Origin of the sequence: Sphingopyxis sp. 22461, from assembly GCF_052044915.1 — a bacterium.
In the GTDB taxonomy this organism is placed as follows: domain Bacteria; phylum Pseudomonadota; class Alphaproteobacteria; order Sphingomonadales; family Sphingomonadaceae; genus Sphingopyxis.
Map to the genome: position 1 here is coordinate 210,647 of NZ_JBQENY010000001.1, position 24,256 is coordinate 234,902.

The following is a 24,256-nucleotide window of genomic DNA, read 5'->3' on the forward strand; positions in this document are numbered from 1 at the left end:
GGCATCACGCGCTATGGCGACGCCGTGCGGACAGGTGGCCGAGTGGTTTAAGGCAGCGGTCTTGAAAACCGCCAAATCTGCGGGGCTCAGAACCCCAATGACCCCGCCTCGCCTGTCGTTTATCTTAGATTTCTGCGGCTTTTGGCTTACGAACTTGGCCGCAATTTGCGAAGATGGCGATGGATTGCGAAGTCCAAAACACCTCAAAAGGTGTCCCAGTACGGCTCCTGATCATTGTGCCCCGGTTCGACGTCCGCGACGCGAGACATGAGCGTATTGACTTAACTTACGGTGCGAGCCTCGTTTCCCATGAAGGCTTCGTTCGTTGCGTTGGCTGCGGAGGTCCGTAGCGGTCGTTACGCCCAGCACAAGGGCGCCACGTTTTCGTATCGTTTTCCGCTTCCAACAACCTAGCGTTTACCGCATTTGGACGGCTCCGGTCAGTCAGTTTTCAGCCCGAGGTTGCGAAAGTGGGACGTTGGATGCGCGCAAGATTAGCGATCAATGCCCGACTGGCTCGGAATCGCGCACCGATAACAGACGTTTTGTGGGTCAACTCGGCAAGCATTGCTGTGAGGCGGTTGATCTGAGCCGCGGACTCCAGCTTTCGGCGTGAAAACAGCGGAAGCCGCCATTGCCACATTTCGCGTGCGAATGAGCTGAGATCAAAAACGCGTCTTGAATCGCTTAAGGTCGAACAGCGTATCATCGCCGATTTACTCATTGCTTGTTCAGCGACGATCGAGTTCCCGCCCAACTGCGGAGCGCAGTAGTTCGACAAGTTCAACACGATTTGACGATGCCGATGCGGCGCGCAAAAGATAATCGAAATTCACGAGGAGCGCCGCATTGCGTCGTGGATTGAGCAACAGGACCTCCGACCATATATCGCCGTTGTTCTCGACCACCCGCGCGTAACGCAGAAGCCAGTACATCAGGACTTGACGAAAATCACCCGCACCGAAGTTGCGCTCGGCGTGCTTGACCTCAATCAGCATTTGGCCGATTGCAAAGTCTCCATTCCCGGATGCCACCCAGCCCAGGCCGGGAATAAGAGGCGCATGTTCCAAAGCGGCAAGCGGCCGCTGTGCCTGAACGCTACATAGCATTGCCACCAGATTACGAGCGGCGTGATCGGCCACCAAGATGTCCGCGGGCTCAAGCCTTTTGGGGATCTTGGCGTCAAAATGGCGCTGCTGCCGCTTCGAAGCGGTCACGAGGCAATCTTCCCATGAGGCCACCGGTTCTCCACGAAGAAGGCTTTCGGCACGCGCCATCGACAATTCGAAAATCATTGCCTTCTGCACACAGCTTGCTTCGACAATTTCAACTGGAATTGGGCTGATGCCAGGAAAGGTAAACATCTTTGCGTTTAGGGCGTTGACCAGGCCGCCCGTAAGGCGCGGAAACAAGACATCCAGTACACCGGGGATGTCGCGGGCGACGGTCCTCGGGTCCCGTGCCGGCAGCCGATTAAACGGCATGCTTGACCCAAGCTTCGTAACATGCCGCAAAACTGCCAGGTGAGCCAGCCTCAATACCGAGTTGCCAAGCCTGCCCGAGAGAGCCCCGCAATTGATCTCTCGTCTTCATGCCTTCGTCGCCGAATGCGCCTGCCGCCACCCAGAACATTCGCTGCTCGCCAGTGCTGAGATTAGTCCACTGGTTTCGCAGACGCGTGAAGTTTGATCTGTCGCCCCAATGCCTCCAGCAATCGATGCAGGCGCGTCGGACTGACGCTGACGCAGTCACATCGAAAGTCTGTCGCACGAAAGCACCGCGTACATCAGTTCTTGTAAAGCGGATTGCTTTCAAAAAATGCAGCATGTTAACTTCGGGAACAAGTAGATGTGCCGCAGCAGACGGAATACGATCGAGCAGAGCATCGAGTGCTTGGAAAATCGACGCAAATTGGTCATTAGACCGAACGGCATAAACGCCGCGCATGATTTTAGACCAAGAAGCTCGGAACGAGTCCAGATTGTTTGGGTCTAGTAGCGTGGCGCATAATTGGACCGCGACAGCTGGCTCCTGGAATTTTAAGGCGCGACCGATCTGCGCGAGTACGAAGGCGTCAGGCTGCGATTTCTCTCGCTCGAGATCTAGCAGAAAGGATATATCGATCTTCTCGAACGATTGTTTGAGCTTCTCATACTCGGCGCTCGCGTTGTCTGAGTAAGGGTCGAAATGAAGGTCAAGTTCGCGCAGCGCGACGCTCGAATCTTCGTTCTCGCCTAACTGGGCTGATACAAAGTCCTTATAATGCTTGGCGCTCAAGATGGTGGTCTTGCTACGATTTAGCGAAAGACCGTAGTCCGCCAAGGCGTGCGACAGCGTCGATAATGCTCTGTACGCGTCCTGCTGCGAGCGGCAGATCAAAGTATAATCGTCGACGTAGCGGTGCCAAGCGAGCCCGGTGTCGGTGAGAGATCGATCGATGGGGGTCATCATCACTTCTGCGAGGATACGCGCGCACTGACCGCCAACTGGCAAACCGAAGGAACGGCCCGCCGCGAGCTTGCTTAGAATACGATCGATTTGCATTGCTAATGTCGAGCGCGGCGCCAAATCTCTCACGGCGTTTTCAAGGCGATGGTGGTAGATATGCTCGTAGAAGCTCGCGACATCGGTTTGAATGACGACTGCCCGCTCGTCGCTCAGACCGGGTTCGCTTAAGGTCGCGATCTTGTACGCGCGCCAGGATTTGGTTCGGTCGAAAAAGCCCGGCCCTTGGGCCGCGAGCCTGTAAGAGTGCGCACGTTCGCTCCTCTGAATTTCATTAGCCTCCGCGACCGCAAGACCTAAGCCATTTAAGTAAAGGTTCCAAAAGGGGTGGATCTTGGTGGTGATACGAAAGCCATGCGGGCCAGAAGGAACGAGAAGGCGTTCCGATCCTATCGCGAGGCCGTTCATAAAGTTGACCGGTTTGCCCACGGTCCCCGCTTCGACGCCCTGGAAAAACGCCAGACATAGGATCGCGAGATCGCTGGCCTTGTCCTTGATGAAAGCGTCATCCAGATCGTAAGGAAGCGTATCATTGTCGCCGCTATTGCCGATCTCAAGCGCCGCCCGAATGAAATGATCGATTTTGACTTTTACCATTTTGATCCTTTGCAGACGTTGCGAACGCTGGTGGCTTTAAATCAAAAAAACGTGGGCGGGGGATTCTGCTACTAACAGCTTGCCGGAGGATATTTCCAACCACCTTGGTTCGCTAAACCGTGAATCCGTCGCGATTTCATCTCCTCGATATCGTCGATCTCGAAGAACGAGATCGTTGCCTGCGGTTGACCATGGGTATGGAATACCTGCCGGACATGCGGGCCGCCCTTTGGCAGGTGCGCGTTGCTTCCTCCATAGGCGCCATTATTGGCAACGAGGACGAGTTGAAACATGTGATAGTGCAGCGCCTGAGCCATTTGGTCGAAGGTCCCGACATCGCGATTCAGTGCGGGGATGGCAAACACGTCCGACACGTCACGAAGATCGCTCGCCAACTTCAGATCCGTCGCATCGTAACAAACCGAGCCCGTCAGCCATAACGGGTCTTTTGCGTTGTCGGGAGACCATTCATATCCCACGAGCCACTGGCACGGCCGAAATCCCATAACCTGTTCATTCGGTACGTTGAAGGGGTGTTCGACAGGCGACAGATGCTGCTTCCCCTGTCTGCGAACGATCGTCTGGAGTCCCTGACCCTCAACCATTCGAGGAATGACCCAAAGGGCCGAATTTACCAAGGGCTGTCCTGGTATGACTCGCTCATATATCATTCCCGCAAGAATGGCCGTTTTAAACGCCCGAGCGAAAGGTACGAGGTGTGTGGCGACGTCATCGGGATGAACGGACAATTCTGGAAGAATTAGCCAGTCGAGCCTTTTATTGTCGGGCTTGTGTGTTTCTCGCAGGTCCAGCATCTTCTCCACGGCGGCAAGCGCGGTAGACAAGTGTTTGCGGTGCTTTCGTCGAATGTTCGCGTCGCGCATCTCCAGATCGTCAGACGAAAAATCGGATATTTCTGGCATGATTGACTGGACGACACATGCCCGAAGCGGGCGGCCATTTTTTCGCGTTCCTGGCATTGGAGCGCCGACCTTAAGCATTAACAGTCCGGTCGCCGGGCCGATGGCTTGACGTGCGGCGATAACCCCAGCGCTGACACTCAAAATAGTTTCGTCGAGCGAAAGCTCGTCTCCGCCAACTTGGCTTTCACGACATCCAGGCCAGATCAAAAGCGAGAACAAGAGATCTTGGGTATATTGCGAGATCGGGAGCCAGTCATCCCCAAAGGCTTCGTGCCCGTTGTAGAAGCCATATTGACGTTGGAACCAATGAGCGCGCGTGGGTCGATAGAACGGCTCCGCTGCCTTCCACGACGGGGACCGGACAGGGAGGCTAAAATCCACCCGCGACGTCAGGATAAAACGAAGCAGATAACCCAGCTGAAATCGCCAACGCTGGCTTTGATCTGCCCATGAAGGCGCGGTATAGATCGATTTATATGTCTTTGTCGTTTCCGCGGATCGAAATACTATCTCCTTTACGGTGGCGTAGGAGCCGACAGCATCGAGCGAAATCTGGATCGTAGAAGGCGTGACGATCGGGGGGATGACCCCGCGCTTCGCCTCTTTCAGAAATTTTTCAGCGAAGCTCAGCACGCCTATCTCATTACGAAGAGCATTCAGCGGCCCATTGCTTTGGACATATTCCTGAAGCGATTGCATATCAGGCGCGCTAGACCACCCATTGATTCCAATATCTTCTGCAATCCCAGGCCCAACAGTCAGTTGGTGCTCCACTACCCGGTAGAGGTCGCGCGCAAATTCAATATCTCTAGCGGCGATTTCACTGAACCGGCCGGGTGTTAAAGATCCGCCGACCAAATCGAGGGCTCGTTCCTTCGACAAGAACGACCGACGACTGACAACTGCCGATATTGCGAAGTCCCGATCCGAGAGTTTCGCATGGTTGCCTTGGAGGAATGCGATCATTCGCCAATAGACACCATTTGATTTTGGCAGCTTCAACGGTCGTATGCGAGCAGAGTCATGGACTGCAATAAATAAAAGAGCCTGTTGGACAAGGTACCAAGGCGCTTGCTTCGCCTCGCCGCGCACGACGCGGACCGCACATTGCAGCAGCAATTGGCGATAGCCCGGAAGATTGACATTGGCTGGAAAACATTCCGAATCCTCAATGAAACCGGTCTCCGTTGCGCCAGCCCTCAGGATTTCCGCTAAACAGTAATAGACGATACGGCGTGGAGCGAATACACTAATTGCGCCAGCAAGATATGGCTCAAAGAGTTTCAGAATTTCTGATAGAATTTCTGGCGATGGCCAAAGGTCTAAGGCAACTCTCAGCAGACGGACGTTAGACGGATCGGCAATCCAGCGGTCGATCAGCGTTAAAGCGAATGCATGGGCATCATCGTCCAGCTCAGCTTGGGTGAGACGCGTGCGCCTGTACGTCTCCTCGCCTGCATCAGCTGGGTTTTTAAATGGGCGATCATCCAGCAATGGCCGCAATGATCGGTACGTCGTTCGGAATCGGCCAGCAGCAAAGCGACTGACCGTTTCGTCCTTCACGTCGGGCACCGCTTTGAGCGCAGATGCTCGTGACGGATCGGTCGATGTACCCAAGCTGACTTGCGATCGAACCAGTGCTTCGATTGCTTGGATGACTTCCTCGCCGCCACTCGCATCGAAGCCCCCGGAGATTGCGGTCTGGATGCGCTCCATTTTTCGGGACTGGCGGACCAGCGGCTGTTCCTGCCCCCCGAACGAAGCGGTGGTGGTCTTTTCTGGCGCAATTTGGAGTCCCGCGCTGTGTTCGTCGAGAATGCGGCCCACCCAGTCCATCACCCGAAGTTGCGCATCGACGGCTGTGACGCCGGAGGCTGTCTTAATCGTCAGCCTAATGTCGTCGACATAGCGGCAAGCATCTTGCAGCCACACGCCAGCTGCGATCTCCTGCCCAAGCGACCGAAGGACGGCCCGGTCAAAATCCAGCATAACGATATTCGAGAAAAACCCCGCAGAAACGAGTCCCTGCGGCAGCGCAACTCTCTCGAAATCCGGTATTCCAGCGCGCTCTTTGTAACGGGTGACCTGTACTTGATCTCGCTCCGCCCATCCCCAGTCTAGGACATTGTCGACGAGATCGAAGAATTTTTCGTCATCTCCCGGCGATTGTAGCTGCCGTATTTTGGCATGAAGGGCCTCGGGCGTGACGCGGTCATAGAATTGCTTGAGGTCTGTCTGGACGATGAAAACATCTTGTTCCTCGCCGACAAAGCTGGCGGCCACGCCCTCCGGACGATTCAAGAATGTCCGATAGTCCTGGAAATATGCACGATACAACTTCGATGAACCCCAACGATGGACGAGTAGTTCGCCAGATTCGATGGGGTCACAGAACAGCCGGTTCCCATATGACATCACCGATCGTCGCCCTGCAGGGGATCGATAATCGTTGCGCGGATCGCCTTGGGCCGTCTCGACCCTCTCACTAAGGCAAAGCAACAGCGCAGTGGCGGCGACTTGGTCTGGAAGAGACACGTGCGCAAGAGGACGGATTTTCGCTTTTCCAGGCAGCTGCGGTGCCCAATGCCCGTTGGAGTCCATATGCCAGCGTTGGCTCTTGGGCGCAGGAACTAGCTTTAATGCGCTCGTCTCATACTTTCCCGATCGAAGCTGGTCCGACAGCTGTGATATAAATTCTGGGAGGTTAGCGGCAGCCCGATCAAGCTCGAGCGTGTCCGAAAACCAATTATGATATCGTATGTACGATGCCGACTTCTTCCAAGCTTGGACAAGGACATATTCTTGAGCCACCTGCTCCAACGTAGGAAATAGCCGCTGCATGTAAGTTTAACCCTCCCCCGCCACCTTCATTTTCTCTTCGCAACTTGCTCGATCAAACTCCATCGGTGACCACGGTGAAATCGACTCGTTCAATGGTGTTTTTACCTGCGGTGTGGCTAATAGTTTCCGGCACTTCTGTAGTTCATTCTCATGATTTTCTCTAATTTTCATAAGGCTCAGACACTCCAAATCTCTGCTGTTCCGAGCGTCAATTCTTACATGGAACCCATTAACGTCATCCCCGACATAGCCGCGTAGATCGCCAAAGAGCAGACTGACTTTAGAAGTCGCGTCGAGTTGTTAGTCGCGGTCCATGGCCCAGCACCGGTAAGGTTCACCATCCCGTTCAACAAAAGCCTCGCTAACACCTGTCGCCGAAGCGGCTGCCAAAAGCGCGATGTCGCCAAGTTTGTACGCCCTTACACTCACTTATTCACTCCTGGACTCCAACGGTTTCGCCACTGGACATCAGCATGTTGGGTATCGGTAACCCGGCTGCCCAGCCAATGGTCGGTGTCATCCGCGGCATATGCGACAGATATTTCTCGGCCAACTGGATTTCATCAGAGCGAACCGAAAATCGACGCCATCACGCAAGGGGTGCGCCTCCTATGCTGCCCGCGGAAGCTTGCTTGGTGACGAGCGCCTTTGGTCAGGCAGCAAGCAGGAAGCAGGTCAGGGCCCACTTCCTGCCGCAATGCTCATGCCAATGGCGCGACCCAAGCACCGTGGCGGTCTATTTCCCGACGAAACCTGTCGCCGGGACGTCGATCATTTCTGCAATGTCGGGATCGAGATCGTAGCCGATGATTGCTCGTTTGCCGTAGCCAACGACGCCTGGCTTTCGGCCGTCCTTGCACACGAACCGCCCCGACTTTCCGTCCATCAAAATAGCGCGCGCAAACACGGCGATATTTGTAGGCAACGCCTCTCGCTGCTTACCGATTTGGTAGGTGCCGTTTATTAAGTCAGGATACCGGTAGTCGCCATCGGCATCGATAAGAGCAAAGCGAGTATCGTATTTCATTGCTGCCTCCTTTGGGTGCTGAGGCGAAACCAGCTACAGATGCGAGGCCTGAATGACCAATGGCAAATCACCCGCTTTAGAAACGAGTTCTAAGCGCGTTGGCAAACCCGCTGGACATTGGCTCAGTGGCCATTGTGCTCAGTATAAATATGCCTTCGCGTGACGTCATAATAGACGTGGGTGCGGTCGCCGCAGTCCCGGCAGAGCGAGGTGGAAAATAGATCTTCGCCGCCTTCGTGGCGCGGATCGAGAAACATGACCCAGATCGGAACCGCATCGCCACTTTTGTTCGTATAGCTACCCATTGGCACCCAGCGAAGGATCTCTCCTGTCGCGATGTCGGTGACCAGAAGTGCCCCTCCGCGCGGATCGTCTGCCTCGCACCCTTCGAAAACAACGCTCTGTCCAAGAATGCGGCGACCTCCCGGCGCGACGCTTTCCGCGCGCCATGAGACGTGCGGCCGATATTCATCTATCTGCAACTGGGTCGCGCGGTCGATGCCGACGAACGTGTCTCCTTGCACGGCCTCCAGCGAACAGACCCGGTAGGAATAATAGATCATAGTCTTTTCGAGATAGGCAGAGAGCTTTTCAGCCGTCACTGGGCCAGCGGAGGTCCCCAAAATACGGGCAGTCATAGCCCCATCCCACCACATGCTGTTCGGTTCTGATTTCACGAACACGCTTGGAGCGGCGCTCGCGGGAGCGGCTAACAGCGAAAAAATTCCAACGATAGAAATTGCCTTCATCTCAGATCCCCCTAGGGCTTACGCCCAGCCGTCAGCTCAACACGTTATTTAGCTTTCGGGTTTCCCGGCAAAAAGCTAATTGCCCGAACGACATAACCGACGCTCCAAAAGACCAGGAAAAGGGTGAAAAATCCACCCGCGGCGAGCTGGAATGCCCACTGACGTCCGTATGCGTCGGCGAGACCTGAAAGGGCGCTGGTTGATCCATATTCGGCAGCAGACACTTGCCAGGACTCCGGCCCTTGATTGAATGCGACGATGGTAAAAATCAAAGAAGCTGCGAGGCAGAGCCACCCTACGATCATGGGCGTGCCTCCATCGGGTCGATCGGGCGCGGGGGAGCTTTCGCTGGAAAGCGACATATCCTCGTCGTCCGCATCAATTTCGGCCCCGGAAAACGGGTATCCACAGCCGCTGCATCTATTGTCGGCTTCGTCGGCATCAATTCCACACAGCGGGCATGCTTTCATCTCGGACCCCTTTTCACGAGTTGGACATGGAAATTTGGATGTTGGTAAAGCTGCTTCGACCGGCTCAGAGTGAGTGGCGATCGGATATGGACGAAAGGTCGTCGAGGAACTCCGATCCAGGTTCGACGCCCGATAGCATTAGGCGATCGCGCGCGCGCGTTGCGGCAACGTAGAGAAGATGGCGCTCGGTATCCTGGATCGCTTCAAGGTCGTTGATGTCACCGACCTCCGCGAGTCTGGCGGCGTCCGGCAGGACATCTTCATCCAGCGCCATCACCGCAACCGCACGAAACTCCAGCCCCTTCGCATCGTGCATAGTCAGGACGACGGGATCGATGCTGGCCGCATTGGCGGCTGACGCCGCACGTTCCAGCTGGGCTTCGCCGCGAACAAGGATCGCGATCTCTCGCTCGGGCATTCCCTCTTCGGCCCTTGACCTTAGCCAGAGCGCAACTGCGGCGATTTCATCCTGCTCAGCTGCGAACAGCTCGACGGTTGGCTCGGGGCCATCAAAGACTGACACGGTCCCGCGGCGGGTCTCTTCGATGCCATCCTGATCGACGATCTCGAGAGCGAGCAGCCGATCAGCGGCGCTGCGGATCTGGTGCGAAGTGCGATAGCAGACCTTTAGGACCTGCGCCCGACCGCGCACATCGAGGCCGAGACGCGCCCACGAAAACGGCAAGTGGAAGATGCGTTGACCAAGATCGCCGGTGAAAAACAGCGCGTCCGGACGCCCGGCACGACCGACTGCAGCGAGCAACCGGGCCTGTGCTACCGACAAATCCTGTGCTTCGTCGACGACGACATGGGTGAAGGGCACCGCTTCACCATCCTCGACCCATTGCGTGAACCGGCCGTAAACGTCGGAGAGCGTGATCAGGTTTCGATCGGCGAGCCATTTGCGGACAAATTCGAAGACAGCCCACGCTGTTTCACGCTGCTTCGGTCCCAATCGGGTGCGTCGGCCGATGCGGGGGACCACGGCATATTCTTCGCGGTCTTTCAGGCCCCAGGCGTCGACCAGTTCGATCCACTCTTCGAACAGAAACGACGTTGCGTGCCCTTCGCCTAGCCCAGCAGCGACCGCGGCCTCGATCGCAGCAAAAATTTGCTCGCTGGTTGCCAGATCCGGGCTGCCGAATGCCTTTTCGAACAGTTCTAGCGCGGCCTGATCAATGGCTCGGACCGAAATATGCTCACGCCGGTCTCTCTGCACTTCGGTCAGCAATGCGACCTTGATCGCGAGGTTTTTCGCCAGTGTTTCGGAGAATGTGGTGAGCAAGACTTGCGCTTCACCCTGCCCCGCCAGTTCCACGGCGCGGTGCAATGCGACGATGGTCTTGCCGGTGCCTGCCGACCCCGAAACGCGCGCTGGTCCCGACCAATCGCGGGTCACTGGCGCGCGTTGTGCGGGATGAAGGAACACGGTCCATTGATCGAACGGCGCGTCGAGAGCCGCCCGCAGTTCTTCGACGCCGTCCACTGCGCGGAAGCGCCGCATGGCATCCGGATGTGCGAAAGGATCGGCGTCGGGCGCGACGGGGACCGGGATATGATCCTCAAGCCGACCGCCCGTTGCATAGTCCAAAAGAGCCTCTGCGGCTTCATCGGGCAGTGCCGCAAAAAGGCCATCGACGCTCGCCTCGCCAGCCTCGCGAACGGCTTCGAGCCAGTTGCGGGGGACGCCGACATTCAGCAGGTCGTCGTCGCCGAGTTCGGCAAAGGGTCGATGAGCAGCGACCGGAGCAGGAGAAGTGTCCCCGACCCTCTCGGTATAAACGAGACGCTCTTCGGTTCGCTCGACGACCTCGACGATCTGCATAGCACCGGTGCGCTCGTGTGGCACGATTTTGCGCCGCTCGGCCCAGCGATAGGCGTCGTCATGATGGTCGACCCAGGCAAGGAGCGTATGCTCGCCGTCCTTGTGCAGGACGATACGGATGTCCTGGTTGACGCGCGCGGTCCAGAAACCGGGCGACGCGTCGACGCGGTGCAGTTGAAGACCGTTCCCCATTTCATCTTGGGCGAGATCGAATGCGGTGATTTTCACCAGCTTCTGCTCGGTGGCGGTGAGGCGACCGAGTGCCTTCGTGAACGTCGAGGCGTAGTGGAGAGTCATCTCTTCGCGATTTTATCAATGAGTTCGCGAAGGTTCAGCTCGACTGACGAAAGGCGAATTTCGACCTCTTCGTCTTCGTCTTCGTGCCACTGATAGATTTGTTGGGCCTTCCCGAACTTCCCTCCCTGCCTGTTGAGTTTGGGTTCTGCAGCCGCGATCAAAATGGCTTCCAGATGATTGAGAACCTCGTTGACCTGAGGTGTCTTCGGCTCCGTTTCCACGAGGCAAAGATCATCGCCGACCTTCTTGACGGGATCGATCCCAAACCAAGAGAAACGCTGCCATCGTTCGCGCAAATGGTCCGACATGTGATTATCTAGGCGATCATACAGGCGCTTATATCCGTATCCCGCTTGACCGACGTAAAGCATCTGAAAGTTATCGTCGTAGAGCGCGTAAACGCCACGCTGCTTTCGAAAATCCACAGGGCCAGCTCGGACCGCCTGATACCCCAACAACCGACCCTGGTTGCCCTTTCCTGGACTCCCCCATTGAATACGATCAGCGTGCCAGAACAGCCCGTAATTCCGAAAAAGCATCGCGCTCCCCTCTACGATCGCGGTCGGTCTCTCAGACGCCCACAACCTTCATCACTTCATCCCCAAGGTGGTTGATGACCTTCACTGCAACCTTGCCGCCCGCTGGTCTTGGGAACGGTCGCGACCGCGTGCGCTTAAGGCTCTCCCACGCATCGGCGTCGATTTCTGCCTTTAGCGAGGTTTTAAGCGCCTTGTAGGGATCGTTCGCGCCGGGGAAATAGGCGTGGCGGACGAAGAAGCTTTCGTAATTATAGTCGGTGTCGATGAACCACACCGCAATGTCGTCGGCATCGCTGCTGACGATCTCGCCGCCCTTATACATATCGACGCCGGCGACTTCGATGCTGATGCAGCCATCGGCCTCGTCGTGGACCTGGATGTCGGGCTCGCCGAACACGGTGAAGAGGTTGCCCGCGCCGGTGCTGGCTAGGTCGGGCATGTGGAGGTCGGGGTTGATCCGCGCCTGCAGAACGGTCAGCGCCCCCATGCGGTCGAACTCGGACGCGTGCGCGTCGAAGTTGAACGAGGCGGCGATAAGCAGGTCGAAGCCAGCCTCCATCGCCTCGCGCGCGGCTGCGGTCAGGTCGGCGCGGGCGACGGTGCCATATTCGGGGCCGACGAAGATCGCGGCGCGGCGGGTGGGGCTGTCGGACAGCGTGTCGCTCTCGCCCTCCGAAGCCTGCCGCACCGCGCCCTCTGCGCAGATGAAGCGGCCGGGCCAGGGTTTCAGCAAAGCGAAGACGAGCCGGTCCGCCTTATGCGCCTGTTGCACGCCCGACCGTTTGAGGTTTTCCAGCACCATTTCGGCGAAATCGACGCTCTCTGCCGCGGCGCCGGCCTGCCGCCGGCCTTCGGACGCTTCGAGCTCGTCGAACAGGCTGTCGTCGGCATCGACCGCGGGGACGCGGTGCGGCGACAGGCTTTCGACAGTGAACGGCCCTGCAACGCGGACTCGGCTCTTGTCGTCATAGGGCTGGTCGTAAAGATATTCGGTGTCGGCCTTGGCCGCGATCGAGGCGTCGATTTCCTTCTGTCGCGAGATGCGCGCTTCCCACCAAGCCGCGTGCGGCGCCGCGGCGGTCGATTGCGCCGCGGTCAACTCGCGCGGGATTTCCCATTCCTGCCATTCGGTGCCCAGCGCGGCGTTGATCGCCTGCCGCAACGGCTCCAGCCGCCCCTGCCAAGTCTCCCATATGGCATCGATCTCGGCATTGTTGGCAATTGATTTCAGGGTGATGTGGGGCACGCGCTTGTAGACGAAGCCCTGGCGGATGCGGCCATAGGTGGGGATGTCGGCGGGGACGCTGCGCGTCACCTCGCCCTCCTTCACCTGCCCCTCGCGGCTGTCGGCTAGCACATACCATGGATAGCGCGCGCCCATAATCCGCGCGCGCGCGAGAGCCAGCGCGACGCGGCTAGTGTCGATTGTGATCCAGCGCCGACCCCATTGTTCGGCGACATAAGCGGTGGTGCCCGATCCGCAGGTGGGATCGAGGACAAGGTCGCCGGGGTCGGTGGTCATTAGGATGCAGCGCTGGATTATTTCCGCGGTCGTTTGGACTACGTATAATTTCTCCGAACTTACGAAGCCGCCCTGCGAAATGTCATCCCAGAGATTATTGGTCGGTCGAACAGGGAAATCGTTCAGCTCGCGAACGTAGCGAGGTGTAGCCCCCTTGATCCCTAGGCGATATGCCGATTTCAGCCTCGACATTCCGAGGACGTTGGTCTTCCAACCTCCTGTCGTTGGGGAAAAGCGCCGCCCAAAAAGTTCGATCGGCACGCGCGTAGTGTCTGCACCGGTCTGTGAGGTTAAGTTATCAAGTGAACATATTTCACCGCTTGATCCGGTCGATGCCGCTACCACACTTCCATCTGGAAGACGGCGATAATCGTATCCCGTGGTTTCCGCGTCTTTAGGGCGATACCCTTGTCGATACTTCACCGCGGGGCCGGATTTTGCATACCAAAGAATATAGTCCTGCGTTGATGCGAGCACCTTCGTTCCAATGGCCGGGCTACCTGCACCGGTCGTCTTTTTGACCGTTATTTCAGAACAGAAATTCTCGTCCCCAAACACTTCATCCATTAGCGCCCGCACGCGGTGCACATTCTCGTCGCCGATCTGCACGAACACCGACCCGCTCTCGGTCAGCAGGTCGCGCGCCACCGTCAGGCGGTCGCGCAGATAGGTGAGGTAGGAGTGGATGCCGTCGACCCAGGTGTCGCGGAACGCCTTCACCTGCTCGGGCTCGCGGCTGAAATGGTCGGCCTTGCCGTCCTTCACGTCGCGGCTGGTGGTGCTCCACTGGAAGTTGGAGTTAAATTTGATGCCATAGGGCGGGTCGATATAGATGCACTGCACCTGCCCCTTCAACCCCTCGCGCTCCGCTAGGCTCGCCATGACCTTGAGGCCATCGCCCAAGATCATGCGGTTCGACCAATGCTGGTCGTGCGCATAGAACTCGGTGCGTTGTTCCGGGTCGATGCCGTTGAAGTCGGCAAACAGGTCGGGCGCAACCTCGGGATCGGCGCGGCGCGCGCTCGCGCGCTTCAGATCCTCGACAAGCGCCTTGGGATGGATTTTTTCCTGAATATAGAGCGGCGGCGCCTCGACGATCAGGTCGGACCAGTCGGCGACATCCTTGCCGCGCCACACGAGCTGCGGGTCGAGATCGGGGTTGCGCCGTTCATAGGCGGCGCGGATCGGCGCCTTAACATCGTCCGAGACAAACGCCTCCAGCTCTGCCGTCGGCGCATTGCGCCGTGTCGCCTCGTCATGGGTGAGGGTGTCGACGGTAAGGGGCTTTTTGGCCATTAGGCGGGTTCCATCTGAAGATGAGTGGCGATCGCGGCTGCATAGCGCGCGGTTGCGGAGACGAGCCATTCGATCGCCGCGGCGACCTCTTGCGGATCGTCATGGTTGACCGGTCGAGACATTGTGAAGGGATAGTCGGCATTGCCGAGCGGGATGCCGAGCTCCGTCTCCAGCGCATTCGCCACCCCTTCGATGCGCGGTAGTGTCAGTTCTCCGCTGCGACCATAATCGCCGCGAAGGAAAAGCCCGACTTTGCCTTTCGATCTGAAGCGCGAGATGACGATGCCGGTGCCGGGCACGGAGCGCCAACGGACGGTCGCGCCGACACGGCGGTCGCTCTCAACGGCAGGATCGCGTTCGGCGTAGGCGGACCAGAAACCCTCGCGCTGCGCTGCGGCAATAGGATCGATGGGGGCGGCCGCAGAGCGCGCGGTTTGCTGGAGCGACCGATCCCACGCATTGGGCTTTTCGAGCACGTCGAATAGCGGCGCCAGCGGCGAGTCGGCGATCTGCACGACGCGCAACCGCACCGCGAAGAACGAGAAACGCTCATCGGTGTGTTGGTTGAGCCAGCGCAGCGCAGAGAGATGCTCCTCGCGGAACGCGGGGGCGAGCCAGATCATTACCTGTGCCTCTAGCCCGGCCAGATAGGTCATGATCTGACCGAGATGGGTGTGGTCGGACGGTTCGAGCTGATTTTCGATCAGCACAACTGCGCCGTCGGCCGGGCTCGACGCAAGGATGTCGGCCGAATAGCGCCCGACGCCGACCTCACGCCCGGTCAGCTCAAGCGGGATGCCGATCGCGTCCGAGAGCCGGTCGAGATTGTCGGCGAGCCAAGGCGTGAAGGCATGGGCCTCGTGCGGCCAGGCGCTGCGTGGCGCGACATCGACGAGGCGCGCAAATACGGGGGTAGAGAAACCGTCGGTCACGCGCTCACCTTGTCGTCACTCATATCGTCCAGCCAAGCCTCTACTTTTGCCGCAAATTCGGTTGCGATGGTCCAAACGTCGGTGAACTCGGCATAGCTCCAGCGGCCGTGGTCGCCGAGGGCATTGACGCCGGGAACCCACAAGGTCCGCATCGTCTCCGCCTTATCCTTGTCGTCCTCATCGCGGGCGCCCTTGATCTCGACAACCATGTTGAGCGGATCGTCGGGACCGCGACCGTCGTCGATGCGCAGGATGAAATCGGGACGGTAACGTCGTGCTTCACCACCCGCGCTGTAGGGAACCTCGAAGCCAAGGTTGTGATTTTTCGCCCACGCGATGACGCGCGGATGCTTGTCGGCGACGCGGCAGAACTCCGCCTCCCAGTCGCTGTCGATCACGGCGTAATTGGCGTGGCACCGGTCGCCGGTCTCGTAGCGATCCTTGCTGGTCATGAAGCTGACGTGCCGGGTGCTGCCTTCGCGGTTGTAAGGGTCGAGCATCGCGAGGACGCGGCCCCCGCCTTCCTGCCCGCGCGTGATCGCGGCCATGATGCGGTCTGCAACACGGTCGGCGATATTATAATAGAGGAGCTGGGCCGGCTGGGTTCCGCCTGCGAGCACGAGATGCTCGGCCATCCAGCGACGGACGATCGACTTCATCTGGACCAGCAGACCCAGATTGATCCTCTCGCCGGCGGTGGTCATCTTCCGCTTCACGATCCACTCGGCCAGCTTGAGGTGAATGGTCGAGGAGCGTTCGTCGGCGAGGTGCTCGATCGTGAGATCGGCGGTCTCGCCAATGATGCCGGAGTTCACGGTCTCTGTGGCCCCGACGAGATCGGGGGTCAGCTCCAGCGTCGAGTCTGATGTGAACTCGGCGGTCAGCCGCTCGCTGGGCAATTCGGTGCGATAACCCTCGACACGCGGATAGCGGATCTCCGACACATCGCGCGCAGGGCTGATCGCATGAACGCGGACCATGTCGACGGGCGCTTTTGGTGGCGCCTGCACTGGCTGGGCGGTGAAGTCGAAGGGGATGCCGAGGACATCGGCATACTCGACCGGGAAAAGCCCGTCGTCCTGCAGCTGATAAGATTGTCGCCGCAGCGCGCGGCCGATGACTTGCTCGCAGAGCAGCTGGGTGCCGAAGGCGCGGATGCCGAGGACGTGGGTGACGGTGTTCGCATCCCATCCTTCGGTGAGCATCGACACCGACACGACGCAGCGGATACGCTCGCCAAGCTGTCCCTTACGACCGACGGTGTTCATCACCTCGCGCAAGATCGCGGCGTCGTCGATTTTCTCCGCCGCCATGCGATCGCCAGTGCGCTGGATCAACTCGTCCTTGAACCGCGCGATCTCATCCTTTGCGGCGTCGCGGAAATCGCTGCTGATCGCTTCGCCGCTCTCGAGCTGCTGGCTGTCGATCAGAAGGGTTCGCATACGCGGCAGCGCGGTTCCGTCGGGGTCATAATTCCAGAAGAGCGGGCATTTGCCCTTCATCGGCGTGATGTTGCCGTCATCGTCCTCGATCTCGTAGCCGGCGATATAGTCGTGGACGAGTTTCGAGGTCGCGGTGTTGTTGCAGACAACAATGAATACAGGATCGACACCGATGCCGGCTTCACGCCAAAGCTCGAAGGTCTTTTCGTAGTGGCCATAGAGCGCGTCGATCGCGGTCAGCAGTTCGTTGGGCAGCTTGCGCGGATCGAGCCCCTTCGAGCTGCCGCGGCCTTTTTTGGGAAGATGCTTGCCGACATGCTCCCACAGGTTGCGAAACATCGGGGTGTCGCCACCGGGCACATTGTCCATCACGGGGACGCGGGGCAGCTTTACGATGCCGCACTCGATCGCGTCCATCAGGCTGAAGTCGCTCATCACCCAGCCGAACAGCGATCCTTCGCGGTAGCCCGAGCCGCGGAGGAAGAATGGTGTAGCCGACAGGTCATAGACCATCGACACGCCGAGCTCACGTTTCACGGCTTCGATGCCTGAGATCCACAGTCGTGCGGCTTCGTTATTCTCCTTCGCTTCGGCCAGCTCGTCGCCCTTGAGCGCCTTCTGCTCTTCATCCGTAAGCGGGCGTTCGCGGTAGCAGTGGTGCGCTTCGTCGTTGAGGACGACGATATTCTTGAGCCCCATAAGCTCGCCCGCAACGCGGCGGATCATCGCGCCGTCGCTCTCCGGCTTGAGGGTGGTGCGCAGGGCGGCCTGCTGCACCTTGTTCAGCGAGACCTCGTCCTTCTTCTTGAAGGAATGAAAATTGGTGATGACGATCTTCGCCCGGCCGAGGTCGAGGAGCATGTCATCAGGCACGATCTCGCGGCTCTGGTAATAGCTGTCCGGGTCATTGGGCTGGAGAACGCGCAGCCGGTCCTTGATCGTGATCCCTGGCGCGACAATGAGGAAGCCCTTGGAGAAACGCTTCGCATTGGGATGGCGGACGGCGTTGAGGGTCTGCCACGCAATAATCATCGCCATAACCGTAGTCTTGCCCGCGCCGGTTGCGAGCTTGAGCGCCATCCGCATGAGCTCTGGGTTTGACGCTTCGTTGGCGGCTTCTAGGTGCGTCCAGAAGCGCCGTCCCTGTGAAGACGAGCGCGGCGCGACCTCGGTCAGCCAGATGACCGTCTCGACGGCTTCGACCTGGCAGAAGAAGGGGCGTTGGTTGGCGAATTTGTGCGTGCGCCAGTGGCGGAGCAAGCGCGCGGTTGTCGGCGTCACCCGCCACTGGCTCTCCGGCAGGGAGCGCCAGCTCTCGACTGCGGAGCGGATACCGTTGATGACCTCGGTCGGGTTATATTCCTGGCCGGCTTCGTCGGCGAGGAAGTCGGCCTGGACCGCCTTGCCGCGCACCTTTTTCGCCTTGGGGATTGGGGAAACGAGCGCACTTTGGCGCCTGCGCGGAACGATTATGCTCGTCGGCTGCCCCGCATCGTCGAGTTCCCAATGGCGTCCGGGTTCCTCATACGGCGAGTTGAGGATCGGGGATTGAAAGAAGACATCGCTCATTCAGGCGAGCCTTGACGATACTTGCATTTACATCCCCCAAGACCAAATAGGAGGCGATTTCGACTACCTACGGGCCTCTAGCTCCTAGCGAGGCCATCGACATGCTGCAACGTCGAGTGCGAGCTTTGCGATAATTCCATCGGTGAGATTGGTGCCATTTCGGTTGCGTTTTCGTGGTGCTATCTATTGGTGGGGCGAGAGAGCTCAACGGATCGAAAATCCGAAAAACCGAAAAATTTTAATTTCGGCAGCCTCGGGAGGGTCGGTCTTCTAGACCCCCCATACCCCGTTCATTTAGCCTACTACCCTTCTTGCCAAGTGCAATCAGCTCTAAAGACCGCGCCCGCTACTGTTTCAAAATTCCAATATTGGCGTTGGTGGGCAATCGCCAGAGGATCGACCGACGGTCAACTCGCGCCTCGATGATGCGACCGACCACCGCCACTCGCCATACATAATCCACGCGTGATTTCTGGTTGGTTCCGCTACCGCCCACTAAATTAGCCGCGGCGAAGTTGGTGCGGAGGCCGCACTCCAAGGATCGGACGTCCTCTGGACCACCAGACTTGAGGCAGGATATTTCGCAACCAGCGCCATAGCCTGCTCAGCTGGAGCATGAAGCCAGGCGTCGTGGTCCCGGTGCCGCAAAATCACCGGCATCCGGTCGTGGATGTCGAGCATTTCCGGAACGGCGTCTACCATCACCATGGTGTAGCTATCTCCCCATTCGTCGGTCGGGCGCCAGAGGCCGGCGCAGGCGGCGAGCGGTTGGTCCGCGATGCTGATCCAGGCGCGGGTCATTTGGCCCGCGGGACCGACCGCCTCGGCGAATGCGCTGATCGGGATCAAGCAGCGGTGCGCTGGCTGGAGGAACCATTCGCGCCACATGTTGTAGGGTGACATAAGCTTGTCATCGCGCGCGTTGTTGACGTGCGTCGGCTTGTTGGGCTGCCCTGTTCGCTTGTTCAGCGAGTGCCGGGGGAAGCCCCATACCATCGCGTCGATCTGCCGCCCGCCAGCCACCTCTCGGACGACGAACCCCGTCCCGCCCTTCCAGACTTCGCCGGGGCTCGCGTTCGTCGGCTTCGGTCGCCGGGCCTTGAAGTAGGACGCCACCTCATCGACCGAGGCTTTCAAGGTGATCAGGTTGCACATTCGCGGCTCCGGTTCAGGCGGCGCCGAGCAGTCCTTCGAAGCTCTCCTGGATCGGCGGCGTGATCGTGAAGCTACTTTCCGGGAACCGGCGCAACATATCCAGCGCCGGCCGCTCCTGCAGAAGCCAGTCGAACCAGTCGTCGGGGTGGACCACGGCGACATGTCGATCCTTGTGCATGGCGAGATCAGGATAGGCCGGCACGGTCAGCGCGGCGAAGGCGTCGGGGTAGTCGCGCGTGCCGCGCTGCCAAACGCCCGCGATGCAGAAGAAGGGGATGTCGGTGACGAGGCTCGCGGCATAGAGCGTCTTCCCGTCGCGCTTGATGCCGAACTCGTTCGCGAGGATCAGGCACGGGTTCTCGATGCGAGCCGTCTCGGATTTAAGAAGCGGAATCTGGCCGATCTCGGGATCGCGCGACATCAAGCCCCAATGCGCTTCGATTTGCCGCTCCTCGCGGCCGTCCCAGATCATGATCCGGTGACCGCCCTTGCCGACGCCCTGCAGCGTGTCGTCGAAATCCCGGTCCATCATCTAGCTCCTAGCTGCGGTAGCGGCTGATCGCCCGCTTCCACTCGCGTTCATCGACCAGTTCCTTAATCTGGATCGCATCCTTGTCCCACGCGACCACTTCGAGACGCAGTGGCTGGACCCGGTGACCAGCCTTCCACGCGCATTGCCGACACCGGAAATGGCGGCAGGCAGAGCGAAGATTATCGTCCCAGCCTTTTCGGTGGAAGCGATACCAGAGTAGCCCCGCGTCGAACTTGGCGTGATGGCCGCAGCGGCAGACCGGCTGGACAGCATAATGCCAAATCGCCGCCTCGAAAATATGCGTGGCCCGCGGGATGCCCGATTTCGTATGCTGCACGTCACAGCGCCAGCACCAGCTGGTTCGGGTCGATCGCCGAAGATCGCTCGCCGAACATCTTCGTAATCGTCAGCGCAAGCTCCTGCGCAGCGGCCTCGCGCGTGCTCTCCTTCGGCGCAGAGATGCCGACGCGGGCCCAGCCGGGGGCGGCGAGGATCGCCCTCGCGACTCGGGTTTCGTCAATTTTATCCATAGCAGCATGAGAACAAAAAAGGAACGAAAGCGCAAGCCGGAACCGTCTCGGAAGATTTCGAAACCATAACCTAGACTCGATGTTTGGGAGCGGTCGACGCTCGCGATGTATCTCCTAAATGGGCCTTTCCCGATTGGGGAAGAAAACAAATTTTGGAGTAAAGCATTGAAAAATAATAATCCTGTGCCCAGTCGTTTTAAGGAGGCCGCCGAGTTCGGCTTTCACACCTTCCCGGTCAAGGAAGCAGGAAAGACACCGGCTGTAGCCTCGTGGAAGACCTATGCTGAAAGGGCTGCAACGCCGGATGAACTCTGTGCATGGGACGCCAACAAGTTCGGCGTCGCAATCGTCACCGGCGCGCCGAGCGGCATTGTAGTACTGGACGTCGATAGCGCCGAAGCGCAAGCACTCGTTGACAGCTGGGACCTGCCCCCGACCCCGTGCGTTAGCACCGGCCGCGGGCGCCACTATTATTTCGGGCACCCCGGCTTCAAGGTCGGCAATTCCGTTCGTATCGCTGGCACTAAGTTGGATATCCGCGGCGATGGAGGATACGTCGTAGGTGCGGGCTCGGTCCATGAGAGCGGCGCAATGTACGAGTGGCTGGTCTCACCGGACAACGTACAGTTTGCGGACCTCCCGACCGTCGTGCTTGATCAGCTTAAGGCAACGAAGACCCACTTGCCCAAACCCACCAATGGCAGGGCAGAACTCAATGCGGCGAACGTGTCGGGGCATGACAGCGGGGTCGTCGCGTATCTGCTTGGAACGCAGCGCACGGCTGTAACCAAGATTTCCGAGGCGCCGAATGGTGAACGCAACGACACGCTCTTCCGCTACGGTGCCCGCCTCGCGTCTAAGGTTGCCGCGGCTGGCGCAGATTGGGAAGCCTATTCCGACGCGCTCGTCAGCACCGCTTTTGCATCAGGTCTCGAGGCGACGGAGATCGAACGCACGTTGGCCAGTTGTTGGAAGTCAGGCTCGGAGAACCCCGATCCGTTTATCGCTGCGGCGATGAAGTGGGTTTACCTCAGCAAGCCCAATGCCTTCTACCACCTTGAAAGCGGTCAGTTGCTCGACATGCCGGGGTTCAACAATACGCATGCTCATCTGATCGTCAAAGGTAAGTTCGGCGAGTTTCTGCTCAGCGAGCGGCTCGTGCCGAGCATGTTTGATTTCGTTTTCGATCCTCAGAAGGGCAACGGCGTGATCGAAAAGGATGGCCTCCTCTGGCTCAACACTTATCGCGGCTCCGACGTTGAAGCGATCGAAGGAGATGCCGGACCGTTTGAGGAGTTCATCAGCTATCTCGTCCCGAGCGCCGAAGAACGCCAACATCTCCTTCAGATGATGGCTTGGACCGTCCGCCATCCCGGGAAAAAGCTTCGTCACGCACTGCTGCTGCGCAGCGAGCATCAGGGGGTCGGCAAGACCATGCTCACCGAAATCTGGGCTCATATCCTCGGGTCTCACAATGTGCGGAAGTCTACTACCGAGGAAATCACCGGGCCGTGGCAGGGATTCTTGATGAACACGCTTCTCATCGTGCTGGAGGAGCTCAACCTGGGAACCGGGCTGCGCGACTACAACAAGATGAAGGAGTTCATCACGAACGACATCGTAAAGGTGAACGAGAAATATCAGCCCAACCGGAATTGGCACAACGTCGCATCATTCGTCATGCTGACGAACTTGGCGGTGCCCCTGCACATCGAAGCATCTGATCGCCGGATTTTCTTCATCGATTCCCCCGCACTGCCCCGCGACCGCAGTTACTATGCCGACTTTGCGGCCTGGTGGCAGTCCAACCTGGGAGTGATCAAGTCGTACCTTGGTGGCATCGATCTCGAGTCCTTCTCGCCCGACGCCCCGCCTCCGATGACCGTAGCGAAACAGGCTCTGATCGCGGATAGCCGCACGGATTTGGCTCGCGATCTCGAATTGGAAATCAATCTCCGCACGGGTGTGTTCGAGCGCGACGTCGCGACGCTTGCCGAGATTGAAGCTCAGCTTGGCCGTTCGATGCATGGGAAGACAAAGGTAAAGCTGACGGAGGCTCTGCGGACCGTTGGTGCCGTCTCCTTCCAGCAGCAGCGTGTGCCCGGATGTTGGGGGCAGCATTCCTTCATTCCGCAGCCTGCGCGGGCGAGCCTTTGGGCGATCCGCAACGCGGACTACTGGTCGGCGACTACGGCTCAGGACCGCGGGGAAGAATATGCCCGGACGGAGGGAATGCTGTCTTGCTTTGCGGGCTTCCCGCTCGGCATCAGCCACAGCAGCAGTTGGCCGGGGAGCATGCCTTGGCACGTTACGAAAACCGACGTCCCCTCGCTCAGCGATGAAGAATGGTTCGCGAAGTTGAAACGCGCTCACGACAGCGTCTAACGTCTGAGCGTCTAGGCGCTGATGCGAAAGTCCATGCAGCCTCACCTCGCGCTGCATGGACTTTTCTATCTTCACCTTACTTTTTGAAGAGAGGGTAGACAGAAAGACAATTAGACAACGCGCCCCCCCTCCTACTGACCACGATCAAAATGCCGGCAATTCATAACATAACTAGGATATCATGGGATTTTTGTTCGCTAGGACTTGACCTCGGAATCCCCGACTCCTAGCTGAAAGGCGGAACCGAACGCGGCGGCAACCGCGCCCGGCTCCTAACACACCAACCGATCGAGAAAGGATCGAGTCGATGGCTACGAAGCCCCTTAATGCCTCCGCACGCGCGTGGAAGGCAGCAGTTGAAAAATACCGCGAACTGAACTTGAGCCTGAACCAGGCTCCGGCCGGGAAGGTCGACGCGATCGAACGTGCGATCGCGGAGCAGGAAGATCTGCTGCTCGGGCTCGAAGCCCCCTCCCTCGCCGCTGTGCTCCAGAAACTTGAGCTCTTGTTCGAGACGGATCTCGACAAGCCCGATCGCGATGGCGCCGAGAAACGGCAGATCATCGACGATCTCTGCCGTCTGCACGACGAAGCCGAACTGCTCGTCGGCTAACCCCACTCCCACGAGACCAGACGCGGAGACCGTTACCTGCAACGGGGTTTCCGCTCGCGCGAAAGGAAATTCATGCTTCCCGATTTCATCATGCACGCCGTCATCCAGCAGCTGCCGAAGGCGCAGCTCGACCAGCTCGTCCGCAAGGCCGGTTTTGACCCCGACAACTTGATCCCTCCCCTGCCGCGGGAACTGCTGTTCGAACTGACCTACGGTGGGGAAATGGATTTCAATCTCACGGTCGGCGCATTCGGCGAAATCCAACTGCTGACCTGTCGCGTAGCTTGGACCGCCGACCTGATCGACGATCCCAACACCGGGCAGCGTGTTGCGGGCCAGATCCAGTGCAAGGCCCACATGCTGGCGCCGTCGGAGGATGGTGAGCGTCTCGAATGGCGGCCTCTCGACTACGGCCTGATTTCCCGTTCCGCCCTCGACGAAATGGACGCCCGGATCGAGGAGCAGGCTCGGCTGCAGGAGCTTCATGGGAAATCAGACGCATAACCT

The 24,256-nt window shown here is 58.8% G+C and carries 18 protein-coding genes; 3 read left to right on the plus strand and 15 right to left on the minus strand.

Features of this window, described 5'->3' with window-relative positions:
• Window positions 1-731: 731 nt before the first annotated feature.
• From ACTJI5_RS01065 to ACTJI5_RS01135, 15 genes are all read right to left on the minus strand, one after another.
• Window positions 732-1,484 (minus strand): hypothetical protein, encoded by a 753-nt coding sequence (locus tag ACTJI5_RS01065; protein WP_440859094.1) that lies wholly within the window; start codon window positions 1,482-1,484, stop codon window positions 732-734.
• Window positions 1,474-3,102, minus strand: coding sequence for an RNA-directed DNA polymerase (locus ACTJI5_RS01070; RefSeq protein ID WP_440859095.1), 1,629 nt, complete (start codon window positions 3,100-3,102; stop codon window positions 1,474-1,476). The genes ACTJI5_RS01065 and ACTJI5_RS01070 overlap by 11 nt, the downstream gene beginning before the upstream one ends.
• 71 nt (window positions 3,103-3,173) lie before the next feature.
• A complete protein-coding gene (locus ACTJI5_RS01075; RefSeq protein ID WP_440859096.1) occupies window positions 3,174-6,626 on the minus strand; it encodes an RNA-directed DNA polymerase in 3,453 nt (1,150 codons plus the stop codon).
• Between the two features lie 976 nt (window positions 6,627-7,602).
• Window positions 7,603-7,893, minus strand: a complete 291-nt coding sequence (locus ACTJI5_RS01080) for a hypothetical protein (protein WP_440859097.1) — start codon at window positions 7,891-7,893, stop codon at window positions 7,603-7,605.
• Window positions 7,894-8,015: 122 nt separating this feature from the next.
• On the minus strand, window positions 8,016-8,642 hold the full coding sequence (locus ACTJI5_RS01085) for a hypothetical protein (protein ID WP_440859098.1): 627 nt from the start codon (window positions 8,640-8,642) through the stop codon (window positions 8,016-8,018).
• 44 nt (window positions 8,643-8,686) lie between these two features.
• Complete coding sequence (locus ACTJI5_RS01090) at window positions 8,687-9,112, minus strand: hypothetical protein (protein WP_440859099.1); 426 nt, start codon at window positions 9,110-9,112, stop codon at window positions 8,687-8,689.
• Between the two features lie 64 nt (window positions 9,113-9,176).
• On the minus strand, window positions 9,177-11,234 hold the full coding sequence (locus ACTJI5_RS01095; RefSeq protein WP_440859100.1) for a 3'-5' exonuclease: 2,058 nt from the start codon (window positions 11,232-11,234) through the stop codon (window positions 9,177-9,179).
• Window positions 11,231-11,773: a GIY-YIG nuclease family protein gene (locus tag ACTJI5_RS01100; protein ID WP_440859101.1), complete on the minus strand. Its 543-nt coding sequence runs from the start codon at window positions 11,771-11,773 to the stop codon at window positions 11,231-11,233. The genes ACTJI5_RS01095 and ACTJI5_RS01100 overlap by 4 nt, the downstream gene beginning before the upstream one ends.
• A gap of 31 nt (window positions 11,774-11,804) precedes the next feature.
• On the minus strand, window positions 11,805-14,591 hold the full coding sequence (locus ACTJI5_RS01105) for a site-specific DNA-methyltransferase (protein ID WP_440859102.1): 2,787 nt from the start codon (window positions 14,589-14,591) through the stop codon (window positions 11,805-11,807).
• Window positions 14,591-15,523 (minus strand): hypothetical protein, encoded by a 933-nt coding sequence (locus ACTJI5_RS01110; RefSeq protein WP_440859103.1) that lies wholly within the window; start codon window positions 15,521-15,523, stop codon window positions 14,591-14,593. The genes ACTJI5_RS01105 and ACTJI5_RS01110 overlap by 1 nt, the downstream gene beginning before the upstream one ends.
• A complete protein-coding gene (locus ACTJI5_RS01115) occupies window positions 15,520-18,534 on the minus strand; it encodes a BPTD_3080 family restriction endonuclease (protein WP_440859104.1) in 3,015 nt (1,004 codons plus the stop codon). Before ACTJI5_RS01115 ends, ACTJI5_RS01110 begins: the two co-directional genes overlap by 4 nt.
• A 495-nt stretch (window positions 18,535-19,029) precedes the next feature.
• Complete coding sequence (locus tag ACTJI5_RS01120; protein WP_440859105.1) at window positions 19,030-19,689, minus strand: SOS response-associated peptidase; 660 nt, start codon at window positions 19,687-19,689, stop codon at window positions 19,030-19,032.
• Between the two features lie 13 nt (window positions 19,690-19,702).
• Window positions 19,703-20,218 (minus strand): hypothetical protein, encoded by a 516-nt coding sequence (locus ACTJI5_RS01125; protein ID WP_440859106.1) that lies wholly within the window; start codon window positions 20,216-20,218, stop codon window positions 19,703-19,705.
• Between the two features lie 10 nt (window positions 20,219-20,228).
• Window positions 20,229-20,558 carry a hypothetical protein gene (locus ACTJI5_RS01130; RefSeq protein WP_440859107.1) on the minus strand — a complete coding sequence of 110 codons (330 nt, stop codon included), beginning with the start codon at window positions 20,556-20,558 and terminating at the stop codon, window positions 20,229-20,231.
• 1 nt (window position 20,559) lies between these two features.
• Entirely contained in the window at window positions 20,560-20,751 is a 192-nt protein-coding gene (locus tag ACTJI5_RS01135; protein ID WP_440859108.1) for a DUF6771 family protein, read from the minus strand.
• A 165-nt stretch (window positions 20,752-20,916) separates the two neighbouring features.
• Between ACTJI5_RS01135 and ACTJI5_RS01140 the strand changes: the two genes are divergently transcribed.
• The 3 genes from ACTJI5_RS01140 to ACTJI5_RS01150 all read left to right on the plus strand — a co-directional run bounded on the left by ACTJI5_RS01140 (window position 20,917) and on the right by ACTJI5_RS01150 (window position 24,253).
• Window positions 20,917-23,136: a bifunctional DNA primase/polymerase gene (locus tag ACTJI5_RS01140; RefSeq protein WP_440859109.1), complete on the plus strand. Its 2,220-nt coding sequence runs from the start codon at window positions 20,917-20,919 to the stop codon at window positions 23,134-23,136.
• A 307-nt stretch (window positions 23,137-23,443) separates the two neighbouring features.
• A complete protein-coding gene (locus tag ACTJI5_RS01145; protein ID WP_440859110.1) occupies window positions 23,444-23,749 on the plus strand; it encodes a hypothetical protein in 306 nt (101 codons plus the stop codon).
• 72 nt (window positions 23,750-23,821) lie between these two features.
• Window positions 23,822-24,253 (plus strand): hypothetical protein, encoded by a 432-nt coding sequence (locus tag ACTJI5_RS01150; RefSeq protein WP_440859111.1) that lies wholly within the window; start codon window positions 23,822-23,824, stop codon window positions 24,251-24,253.
• The last annotated feature ends 3 nt before the right edge of the window (window positions 24,254-24,256 follow it).

Coding starts and splice junctions, on each gene's coding strand:
- ACTJI5_RS01065 (WP_440859094.1), bottom strand. CDS start 1,484: ATGCCGTTTAATCGGCTGCCGGCACGGGACCCGAGGACCGTCGCCCGC.
- ACTJI5_RS01070 (WP_440859095.1), bottom strand. CDS start 3,102: ATGGTAAAAGTCAAAATCGATCATTTCATTCGGGCGGCGCTTGAGATC.
- ACTJI5_RS01075 (WP_440859096.1), bottom strand. CDS start 6,626: ATGGACTCCAACGGGCATTGGGCACCGCAGCTGCCTGGAAAAGCGAAA.
- ACTJI5_RS01080 (WP_440859097.1), bottom strand. CDS start 7,893: ATGAAATACGATACTCGCTTTGCTCTTATCGATGCCGATGGCGACTAC.
- ACTJI5_RS01085 (WP_440859098.1), bottom strand. CDS start 8,642: ATGAAGGCAATTTCTATCGTTGGAATTTTTTCGCTGTTAGCCGCTCCC.
- ACTJI5_RS01090 (WP_440859099.1), bottom strand. CDS start 9,112: ATGAAAGCATGCCCGCTGTGTGGAATTGATGCCGACGAAGCCGACAAT.
- ACTJI5_RS01095 (WP_440859100.1), bottom strand. CDS start 11,234: ATGACTCTCCACTACGCCTCGACGTTCACGAAGGCACTCGGTCGCCTC.
- ACTJI5_RS01100 (WP_440859101.1), bottom strand. CDS start 11,773: ATGCTTTTTCGGAATTACGGGCTGTTCTGGCACGCTGATCGTATTCAA.
- ACTJI5_RS01105 (WP_440859102.1), bottom strand. CDS start 14,591: ATGGCCAAAAAGCCCCTTACCGTCGACACCCTCACCCATGACGAGGCG.
- ACTJI5_RS01115 (WP_440859104.1), bottom strand. CDS start 18,534: ATGAGCGATGTCTTCTTTCAATCCCCGATCCTCAACTCGCCGTATGAG.
- ACTJI5_RS01120 (WP_440859105.1), bottom strand. CDS start 19,689: ATGTGCAACCTGATCACCTTGAAAGCCTCGGTCGATGAGGTGGCGTCC.
- ACTJI5_RS01125 (WP_440859106.1), bottom strand. CDS start 20,218: ATGGACCGGGATTTCGACGACACGCTGCAGGGCGTCGGCAAGGGCGGT.
- ACTJI5_RS01135 (WP_440859108.1), bottom strand. CDS start 20,751: ATGGATAAAATTGACGAAACCCGAGTCGCGAGGGCGATCCTCGCCGCC.
- ACTJI5_RS01145 (WP_440859110.1), top strand. CDS start 23,444: ATGGCTACGAAGCCCCTTAATGCCTCCGCACGCGCGTGGAAGGCAGCA.
- ACTJI5_RS01150 (WP_440859111.1), top strand. CDS start 23,822: ATGCTTCCCGATTTCATCATGCACGCCGTCATCCAGCAGCTGCCGAAG.